The organism is Paracidovorax anthurii (assembly GCF_003269065.1).
Taxonomy (GTDB): Bacteria; Pseudomonadota; Gammaproteobacteria; order Burkholderiales; family Burkholderiaceae_C; genus Paracidovorax; species Paracidovorax anthurii.
In genome coordinates, this window is the sequence record NZ_QLTA01000001.1 from 230,663 (window position 1) to 237,509 (window position 6,847).

The 6,847-nt window shown below is 71.3% G+C and carries 9 protein-coding genes; 5 read left to right on the forward strand and 4 right to left on the reverse strand.

What is annotated here, in order from left to right; translation table 11 throughout:
• Window positions 1–9: 9 nt before the first annotated feature.
• Window positions 10–1,329 (forward strand): ABC transporter ATP-binding protein, encoded by a 1,320-nt coding sequence (locus AX018_RS01060; RefSeq protein WP_111875398.1) that lies wholly within the window; start codon window positions 10–12, stop codon window positions 1,327–1,329.
• Window positions 1,330–1,363: 34 nt separating this feature from the next.
• Here the strand turns inward: AX018_RS01060 and AX018_RS24515 are convergent, their stop codons facing one another.
• Window positions 1,364–1,573: a hypothetical protein gene (locus AX018_RS24515; protein ID WP_146749180.1), complete on the reverse strand. Its 210-nt coding sequence runs from the start codon at window positions 1,571–1,573 to the stop codon at window positions 1,364–1,366.
• A 54-nt stretch (window positions 1,574–1,627) separates the two neighbouring features.
• Window positions 1,628–2,680 carry an MBL fold metallo-hydrolase gene (locus AX018_RS01065; RefSeq protein ID WP_111875399.1) on the reverse strand — a complete coding sequence of 351 codons (1,053 nt, stop codon included), beginning with the start codon at window positions 2,678–2,680 and terminating at the stop codon, window positions 1,628–1,630.
• A 111-nt stretch (window positions 2,681–2,791) separates the two neighbouring features.
• Here AX018_RS01065 and AX018_RS01070 point away from each other — a divergent pair, with 111 nt between their 5' ends.
• Window positions 2,792–3,430 carry a TetR/AcrR family transcriptional regulator gene (locus tag AX018_RS01070; protein WP_111875400.1) on the forward strand — a complete coding sequence of 213 codons (639 nt, stop codon included), beginning with the start codon at window positions 2,792–2,794 and terminating at the stop codon, window positions 3,428–3,430.
• 15 nt (window positions 3,431–3,445) lie between these two features.
• Here AX018_RS01070 and AX018_RS01075 read toward each other — a convergent pair whose 3' ends face one another.
• The gene (locus tag AX018_RS01075) at window positions 3,446–4,336 is read right to left on the reverse strand and encodes a LysR family transcriptional regulator ArgP (RefSeq protein WP_111875401.1); all 891 of its coding nucleotides are present in this window, start codon (window positions 4,334–4,336) and stop codon (window positions 3,446–3,448) included.
• A 95-nt stretch (window positions 4,337–4,431) separates the two neighbouring features.
• On the opposite strand from AX018_RS01075, the gene AX018_RS01080 reads away from it, so the two are divergent.
• The 3 genes from AX018_RS01080 to AX018_RS01090 all read left to right on the forward strand — a co-directional run bounded on the left by AX018_RS01080 (window position 4,432) and on the right by AX018_RS01090 (window position 6,107).
• Window positions 4,432–5,076 (forward strand): LysE/ArgO family amino acid transporter, encoded by a 645-nt coding sequence (locus tag AX018_RS01080; RefSeq protein WP_111875402.1) that lies wholly within the window; start codon window positions 4,432–4,434, stop codon window positions 5,074–5,076.
• Window positions 5,073–5,477, forward strand: a complete 405-nt coding sequence (locus tag AX018_RS01085) for an ACT domain-containing protein (protein ID WP_111875403.1) — start codon at window positions 5,073–5,075, stop codon at window positions 5,475–5,477. The genes AX018_RS01080 and AX018_RS01085 overlap by 4 nt, the downstream gene beginning before the upstream one ends.
• Window positions 5,478–5,555: 78 nt before the next feature.
• The gene (locus tag AX018_RS01090; protein ID WP_111875404.1) at window positions 5,556–6,107 is read left to right on the forward strand and encodes a gamma carbonic anhydrase family protein; all 552 of its coding nucleotides are present in this window, start codon (window positions 5,556–5,558) and stop codon (window positions 6,105–6,107) included.
• An 8-nt stretch (window positions 6,108–6,115) separates the two neighbouring features.
• On the opposite strand, the gene AX018_RS01095 is transcribed toward AX018_RS01090, so the two are convergent.
• Window positions 6,116–6,847, reverse strand: a protein-coding gene (locus AX018_RS01095; protein ID WP_111875417.1) for an IS5 family transposase whose coding sequence is annotated in 2 segments (ribosomal slippage) — window positions 6,116–6,650 and window positions 6,649–6,847 — 734 coding nt annotated over the 2 segments. Because the reading frame shifts where the segments join, the coding sequence is not laid out codon by codon here. This gene is flagged as partial in the annotation.

The following is a 6,847-nucleotide window of genomic DNA, read 5'->3' on the forward strand; positions in this document are numbered from 1 at the left end:
GGAGGCGCCATGACGCAATCCATCATCGAACTCCACGGCGTGGGCAAGACCTTCCGCTCCGCCGACGGGCATGTGCGGCCGGTGCTGCAGCAGCTCGACTTCACCCTGCGCGAGGGCGAGATCGTCGCGCTGCTGGGCCAGTCCGGCTCGGGCAAGAGCACGCTGCTGCGCATCATGGCCGGCCTCGTGCAGGCCGACCAGGGCGAGGTGCGCTATCGCGGCCAGCCGCTGCACGGGCCGGCGCGCGCGATCAGCATGGTGTTCCAGTCGTTCGCGTTGTTTCCGTGGCTCACGGTGCAGCAGAACGTGGAGCTGGGCCTGGAGGCGCGCGGCGTGCCGCAGGCCGAGCGCACCGCCAAGGCCGAGGCCGCCATCGCGCTGATCGGCCTCGCGGGCTTCGAGGGCGCGCTGCCGCGCGAGCTCTCGGGCGGCATGCGCCAGCGCGTGGGCATCGCGCGCGCGCTGGTCACCGAGCCCGACGTGCTGCTGATGGACGAGGCGTTCTCCGCGCTGGACGTGCTCACCGGCGAGCGGCTGCGCGAGGACATCCTGCAGCTCTGGCGCAGCGGCAGCATGCCCACCAAGGCCATGCTGGTGGTCTCGCACAACATCGAGGAGGCCGTGATGATGGCCGACCGCGTGCTGATCTTCGCGAGCGACCCGGGTCGCATCCGCTGCCAGCTCTCGCTGCAGCTGCCGCGCCCGCGCGACCCCGATAGCCACCACGTGCGCGCGCTGATCGACGAGGTCTATGCCCTCATGACGGCCGGCGCCACGCGGCACGCGGCCGTGGCCGGGGGCGCCCCGGTGGAGCCCGCGCCCACCACGCTCACCGACCGCCTGCCCGCCGCCGACGTGGCGCGCATGGACGGCCTGCTGGAGTTGCTGGCCGAGCCCCCGTTCGACGGCCGCGCCGACCTGCCCCGGCTGGCCGAGGAAACCAGCCTCACCGATGCCGAGCTGCTGCCCGTGGCCCATGCCGTGGCACAGCTCGGCCTGGCGGCGCTCGCGGGCGGCGACCTGCAGATCACGCCGCTGGGCCGGCGCTACGTGGACGGCAGCCACGGGCTGCGGCAGGACATCTTCGGCCAGCAGCTCCTGGCCCACGTGCCGCTGGTGGCCCACATCCGCCACAGCCTGGAGCAGGAACCCTCCGGCGAGCTGCCGGACGTGCCCTTCCTGCGCCTGCTGAGCGAGCAGCTCGACGGCCCCGAGGCCGAGAGCGTGCTGCGCACGGCCATCACCTGGGCGCGCCACGGCGAGGTGTTCGAATACGACTTCCGCACCGGCGTGATGCGCCTGCCCACGGGGGACACCGCGCCGGGATGAACCGGCATGGCCCGGGGCGGCCGGGGTGGCCGGCTCAGGCGCTCTTGAGGTCCGGCGGCCGGCGGCCCATGGCGCCGGAAGGCGCCTTGCGGGTGCGCGCCGCCGCGTCCCGCGCGGGCATGGCGCCGGCCTGCGGACACGCGCCGCGCGCGGATGCGGACGGGGCTGGATCGGACGGCCCGCGATGGGCCTGCGCGCGGTCACCGTGGAGGAGCCGGCGGATGGAGAGGACTCGGCTGAACATGGGGTGGCGTGTACGGAGTGGTCAACGGAAAAAAGGCCGCAAGGACGGCGGCGCTCACGGCGCGGCGGGCGCGGACTGCGCGCGCCACCACGGGGCCGAGGGCCCGGGCGCGCGGATGTCCACGCGCTCGCCCATGGCCGGCGTGGCCAGCGGCACGCCCTGCCGCGCCGCCAGCGCGGCGATGCGCTCGAAGGGCTCGGTCCACGGGTGCAGCGACAGGTCGAAGGTGCCGTTGTGGATGGGCAGGCAGTGCCGGCCGCGCACGTCCAGGTGCGCCTGCAGGCTCTGCTCGGGCTGCATGTGCACGTCGGGCCAGTCGGCGTTGTAGGCGCCGGTCTCCATGAGCGTGAGGTCGAAGGGCCCGAAGCGCTCGCCGATGGCGCGGAAGCCGTCGAAATAGCCCGAATCCCCGCTGAAGAAGACGCGCGTGTCGCCCGCGATCAGCGCCCAGGACGACCACAGCGTGCGGTTGCCGTCCGAGAGGCCGCGCCCCGAGAAGTGCTGCGCCGGCGTGCAGACCAGCCGCACCCCGCCCAGGGTGGTGCCCTGCCACCAGTCGAACTGCCGCACCTTGCTCTCGGGCACGCCCCAGGCGATGAGCCGGTCGCCCACGCCCAGCGGCGCCACGAAATGCTCGACCTTGGGCGCCAGCGCCAGGATGGCGGCGTGGTCCAGGTGGTCGTAGTGGTCGTGCGAGAGCACCACGCCGCGGATCGGCGGCAGCTCTTCGATCGAGAGCGGCGGCGCATGGAAGCGCTTCGGCCCCGCGAAGGCGAAGGGCGAGGCGCGCTCGGAGAACACCGGATCGGTGAGCCAGAACCCGCCTTGCAGCTTGAGCAGCACCGTCGAGTGGCCCAGCCGCCAGGCGCTCATGTCCGGCGCGGCCAGCACCGCCTCCCGCGTGAGCGCCTGCACGGCGACCGGCTGGCGCGGCACCGCGTCGGCCGGCTTGCCGAACGCGATGCGCCACATCACGCCGAGGGTCTTGAGCAGCCCCATCCGGCGCCGGGGCGCCGCGTTGCGGAAGCGGCCATCGGCCGACTGCGGCGGGCGCAGGGAAAAGGAGTCGGCCGGTGCGGCGATGCTGTAGCTGGACGGGCGGGCCATGGCGGTGGGCGGACGGGTGGTGAGGAAGGGGTGTGGTATTTCGCACAAAGTGCACTGCACAGTGTAGTACCCTTTTCAGAAAAGTAAACTGTGCGGTGTAAAATTGGGTGAATGAGTTCCCCAGTCGCGCCCCCCCGCCTGACCGACCGCAAGCGCGATGCCATCCTGCAGGCCGCCATCGCGGAGTTCCGCGAGAACGGTTTCACCGGCACCAGCATGGACCGCGTGGCCGCCGCCGCCGAGGTGTCCAAGCGCACGGTCTACAACCACTTCCCCAGCAAGGACGAGCTGTTCGCGGCCATCCTCAGCCACCTCTGGGACCGCAGCCAGTCGCAGGCCGAGGTCGTCCACGACGCGGCCCGGCCGCTGCGCCCGCAACTGCTGGAACTGCTCGGCCAGAAGATGCGGCTCTTCACCGACGCCAGCTTCATGGACCTCTCGCGCGTCGTCATGGCCGAGATGCTCCACACGCCGGCGCGCGCCCAGGAGATGTCGGCGCGGATATCCGAAAAAGAGCAAAGCCTGCCGGCCTGGATCCGCGCCGCACAGCAGGCGGGCCGCCTGCGCGCCAACGTCGATCCCCTTTACGCCGCGCGCCAGCTCATGGGACTGCTCAAGACGAATGCGTTCTGGCCGCAGCTCGCCATGGGCCAGCCGCCGCTGGACGAAGCCCAGCAGGCCCAGGTGCTGGCCGACATGGTGGACATGTTCCTGGGCTTCTACGCCACGCCGGCTCCCACGAAGGCCTGAAGCCGGGCGCCCGGCTCAGAGCGCGCGCCGCGCCGCGGCCATCGCGCTGCGGGCCAGGCGCTCCAGCCGCGGCGGCTGCTGCTGCCAGCCATGCCAGAACAGCGCCACATCGGTGGCGGCCTCGGGCAGCACGTCCACGAGCTCCCCGCGGCCGATGGCGCCTTCGATCTGCAGCTCCGGCACCATGCCGTAGCCGAGCCCGCAGCGCACCGCGGCCACGAACGGCTCCGATGCCGGAACGTGGTGGCAGGGGTAGGCGCTCGCCTGCAGCCCGAAGAGGCGGCGCAGGGCCTCGGCATGCAGCGCATCCTTGCGGTTGAAGACCACGGCCGGCGCGCGCCGCGCCGCCGCGCGCGTGATGCCGCGCGGAAACCATTCCTGCACGAATACGGGCGATGCCACGAGCCGGTAGCGCATGGTGCCGAGCGGCTCGGCCGCGCAGCCGCGCATGGCATCGGGCTGCGCGGAGATGCAGGCGTGGGCGAGCCCCGCCTCCAGCAGCGCATGCGTGTGCTCCTGGTCGTCCACGATCAGTTCCAGCGCGATGCGCTCGCGCTGCAGCGCCGGCGCCAGGGCCGGCAGCAGCCAGGTGGCCAGCGAATCCGCATTGACGGCGAGCGTGAGCGGGGAGAACGCCGCGCCGTCGCCGCCATCGGTGAGGTCGGCCAGCAGTTCGCGCTCCATGAGCCGCGCGCGCTGCAGGTGCTGCAGCAGTTGCCGGCCGGCCCGTGTGGCGCGGCAGGGCCGGCCGCGCACCAGCAGCGGCTGGCCCAGGCCGGTTTCCAGGGCGCGCACGCGCAGCGACACGGCCGAGGGCGTGAGGTGCAGCGCCACCGCGGCCTGCTCGAAACTGCCCGCCTCGGCGACGGCAAGAAAGGCTTCGCATTGTCTGGAATCGAGTGGCATGGCGGCCTGGCGCGTAGAAATTGAGAAATTCTCGGCCAAGCCGATGAATTTCCAAGTTGGGCTCAGATCACGCCCCGGCTCCCGAGAATGCCGCCATGTGGTGGACAACTTCTTTCCTGCAGGGCGTGGGCATGAGCGCGGGCCTGATCATCGCCATCGGTGCGCAGAACGTGCACGTGCTGCGCACGGGGCTGCAGCAGCGGCATGTGGGGCTCACGGTGGGGACCTGCATCGCCGTCGATGCGATCGCCATCGTGGCGGGCGTGGCCGGCATGGGCCTGCTGATCCAGGGGCAGCCGCTGCTGCTCGGGGCCGCGCGCTGGGGCGGTGCGGCGTTCCTCGCCGGGTACGGGCTGGCCGCGGCGCGGCGGGCCCTGCGCGGCGGCGCCCGCCTCGCGACCGGGGGCGGCGGCGGGCCGGGGACGGGCGCCCGCCAGGCGCTCATGGCCGTGCTGGCGGTGTCGCTGCTCAATCCCCACATGTACCTCGACACGGTGGTGCTGCTCGGCGCGCTCGGCGGGCAGCGGCCGCCTGCCGAACGCCCGGCCTTCGCGGCCGGCGCGGTCGCGGCGTCCACCGCCTGGTTCCTCGCGCTGGGCTTCGGCGCCCGGCGGCTGTCGCCCTGGTTCGCCCGGCCCGGCGCCTGGCGCGCGCTCGACGCCTTCGTGGCGGCCGTGATGCTGTCGCTGGCCGCCCTGCTCATCGTGGCACCCCTGCAGATCCCACCCTCCGCTCCATGAACCTGCCCCGCATCACCCTCGACCCGCTGCCCTCGCGCTATGCCGTCGCGCGCCTCGCGCCCTCGTCGCCCTTTCCGGCATGGGCGGACGGCGAAGGCTTCGTCTCGCTCACCCGCACGGCCGACGAGCTGTCGGTGGTCTGCCTGGAAGACCGCGTGCCCGGGCCGGTGCAGGCCGAACGGGGCTGGAAAGCCTTCCGCTTCGTCGGGCCGTTCGCCTTCGGCGCCACGGGGATCGTGCTGTCGGTGATCCGGCCGCTGTCGGAGGCCGGCATCGGCGTGTTCGTCGTCTTGACCTTCGATGGCGACCACCTGCTGCTGCAGGAGCGCGACGTGCCACGCGGCTGCGCCCTGCTCGCAGGCGCCGGGCACACGGTGCTGGCCGGGACACGGCCGGGCTGACCGGGCCACGCGGCGGGCCCGGGTGCCGTACGCTCGCGGCTTCGCATTTCCGCTTTTTCCGGCCCCGCCGTTTCCGCCATGCCCCTCTCTCCCTACCTCGACACCGCGCCCACCCTGGAGGCCGGCGTTTTCGTCCACGCCTCGGCGCAGGTGATCGGCGACGTCCACCTGGCCCGCGACAGCTCCGTGTGGTGCAACGCCGTGCTGCGCGGCGACGTGCACCGCATCTCGATCGGCGAGGGCACCAACGTGCAGGACCTCACCATGGGCCATGTCTCGCACCGCCATCCGTCCAAGCCCGAGGGCTCGCCCCTGGTCATCGGCAGCCACGTGACGATCGGCCATTCGGCGATCCTGCACGGCTGCCGCATCGGCGACGAATGCCTGATCGGCATGGGCAGCATCGTGATGGACGACGCGGTGATCGGCGACCGCATCATGCTCGGCGCCGGCAGCCTCGTGCCGCCCGGCAAGGTGCTGGAGAGCGGCTCCCTCTACATCGGCCGCCCCGCCGTGCGCCAGCGCGCGCTCACCGCCCAGGAGCTCGCCTTCCTGCGCTATTCGGCCGAGCACTACATCCGCGTCAAGAACAACTATCTCGCCACGCCGCAGCCGACCCTGCCGGTCTAAGAGCCTGTTCAAAGTCTTTTGAGTAGTAGCGCCAAGAACGCCAAGTGGATGAGCTGCAAACTGGTGTTCAGCAGCTTCTCGCAGTTCTTCCACAGCCGCCTGTTCTTCTCCAACCATGCAAAGCTGCGCTCCACCACCCAGCGCTGGGGCATCACCTTGAATGTGTGCAGTTCACTGCGCTTGGCAATCTGTACTGTGACGTGCCCTCCCAGGATGTCCTTGACCCCCATTGCGAACGGATTGCCTACGTATCCGCTGTCACATAGCAGCGCTTTCACCCTGCCCAGGGCAGGTTTGCAGCGCTGCAGTGCTTGCAGCGCTCCTTTGCGGTCCGTCACCTCTGCCGTAGTTACCGCGATCGCGTGCGGCAGTCCTTGGGTGTCCACCGCAATGTGCCGCTTGATGCCCGAGACCTTCTTGCCCGCGTCATAGCCCTTGAACCCTGCCGTGTCCGTGTTCTTCACACTCTGCGCGTCCACGATCAAGAACGCGCTTGAGGCGCTGCGCCCCAGTCTCTCTCGGGCCGCGCCAACCTGATTTTTTTAAGGACTGCTCCAGCAGGCTGCCGCCTTCACGCGGCTCACTCCAGATCGCAAAGTACGCATGCACCGTTCGCCACTTGGGGAAATCCTCGGGCAGCATGCGCCACTGGCAGCCGCTTCTGAGCAGGTATAGCACTGCACAGAACACCTCGTACAGTTCCACTCGCCGTGGCGCTGTCCTCCTGCGCGCGCTCTCCA

Coding starts and splice junctions, on each gene's coding strand:
- AX018_RS01060 (WP_111875398.1), top strand. CDS start 10: ATGACGCAATCCATCATCGAACTCCACGGCGTGGGCAAGACCTTCCGC.
- AX018_RS24515 (WP_146749180.1), bottom strand. CDS start 1,573: ATGTTCAGCCGAGTCCTCTCCATCCGCCGGCTCCTCCACGGTGACCGC.
- AX018_RS01065 (WP_111875399.1), bottom strand. CDS start 2,680: ATGGCCCGCCCGTCCAGCTACAGCATCGCCGCACCGGCCGACTCCTTT.
- AX018_RS01070 (WP_111875400.1), top strand. CDS start 2,792: ATGAGTTCCCCAGTCGCGCCCCCCCGCCTGACCGACCGCAAGCGCGAT.
- AX018_RS01075 (WP_111875401.1), bottom strand. CDS start 4,336: ATGCCACTCGATTCCAGACAATGCGAAGCCTTTCTTGCCGTCGCCGAG.
- AX018_RS01080 (WP_111875402.1), top strand. CDS start 4,432: ATGTGGTGGACAACTTCTTTCCTGCAGGGCGTGGGCATGAGCGCGGGC.
- AX018_RS01085 (WP_111875403.1), top strand. CDS start 5,073: ATGAACCTGCCCCGCATCACCCTCGACCCGCTGCCCTCGCGCTATGCC.
- AX018_RS01090 (WP_111875404.1), top strand. CDS start 5,556: ATGCCCCTCTCTCCCTACCTCGACACCGCGCCCACCCTGGAGGCCGGC.